This is a genomic window from Agathobacter sp. LCP21S3_B2 (genome assembly GCF_052118705.1).
GTDB lineage: Bacteria > Bacillota > Clostridia > Lachnospirales > Lachnospiraceae > Roseburia.
Genome location: NZ_JBQKGQ010000042.1, coordinates 1 through 1,532, shown reverse-complemented (window position 1 = coordinate 1,532; position 1,532 = coordinate 1). Strand labels below are relative to the sequence as shown.

Annotated in this window: 1 protein-coding gene; it reads left to right on the top strand. The window is 37.9% G+C overall.

The features are described from left to right. Positions 1-1,499, top strand: a 1,499-nt coding sequence (locus ACTQ1L_RS15170) for an IS1634 family transposase (protein ID WP_441368085.1), incomplete at its 5' end; no start/stop codon positions are given. Positions 1,500-1,532 lie beyond the last annotated feature (33 nt).

Sequence of the window (1,532 nt, the reverse complement as noted above, 5' to 3'; positions counted from 1 at the left end):
AGAATACAACCTACTGGGATAAAGAAACTAAAACATGCAAGCACAAACGCGTAAGCGTTGGACACCTGGATCCGGATACAGGTGCTATAGTAGCGAATCGTAAGAAAGGTGATGCTGCAAAAAATAAAGTGAAGCTACAAGAAAATAAAGAACATTGTATTGTAACAAATATAGGCGTTTCCCTGTTGCTTGACAAAATGGCAGATGAAACCTGTCTAAAACCATTACTTCAGAATGTGTTCGCTGACGATTGGCAGCAGATTCTGACAAGTGCTTATTATCTTGTCAGTGAAGGTGGTGCATTATGTCATGTCTCAGAGTGGATTGCCCGTAACCGTGCTCCATACAATGGTTCTTTGACCTCTCAAAGAATAACGGAGCTGCTCACACGCATTACACCTTCACTGCAACAGGAATTTTTTCAAAAATGGATTGAAGTCAATAAACAGGACAAATACTATGCCATGGATATAACAAGTATTTCTTCATACAGCGAATTCATAGAGTTCGTCCGTTGGGGCTATAACCGTGATGGAGAAGAACTTCCGCAGATAAATCTACTCATGCTTACTGGGGAAAAAAGCCGTCTGCCAATATATTACAGAATCATATCGGGAAGTATCAAGGATGTCAGCACTCTTCAGGAAAGCCTTGAAAATCTTGAACTTATCAAAGCAGGATCACTGCATTATGTGATGGACAAAGGTTTTTACAGTGAAAAAAACATTGATGCTTTTTACGACAGACATTTGAAATATATGGTAGGTGTACCATTTACGGCATCATTCGCAAAAGATGCTGTAGAGCGTCATCGCAAAGATATATGCAACCATCACAATTACTGCCAGGTAATGGATGATGAATTATATGCCGTGACCGAACTGATGTCATGGGATAATCACCGGATATATGTTCACATATATTTTGACAGTTACAAAGCAGAGACTGATTCTAAAAAGTTTGACCACAAACTTTATGTATGTTATAACGAACTGGTTTCTGGTAATAGAAACAAAGCAAATGAAAGCTTTTATGCAAAGTACTTTATCCTAAAGGAAACACCAGTGCGTGGGCTGAAGGTCGAATATAATGAAGAAGCAATTTCTGATCATAAAAAGAACCGAATCGGTTGGTTTGTTCTTGCAACAAATGACATAAAAGATAAAGTCAAGGCATTGGAAATATACCGTAGCAAAGATGCTGTTGAAAAGAACTTTGACGACTTAAAGAACGACCTTGATATGAAACGGCTCCGCATACATACACAGTCGACTATGGATGGTCGTATATTTATTCAGTTTATAGCCCTGATTCTGATAACAAAGCTCAAAGAGGTTATGAGGGAAAACAATTGGTTTCAAAATCATAATCTTCAGGAAGTAATAGAAGAAATGAAATCTATACGAGAGGTTAGCATCGAGGGTAAACGTAAAAAGTTAATTACACAACTGACTGGTTTTCAGTCAGAGATAGTTGAATTATACAAACTGGTGATTTGATTCACCAGTGTATAATTTGAGTGGGATTTTAGG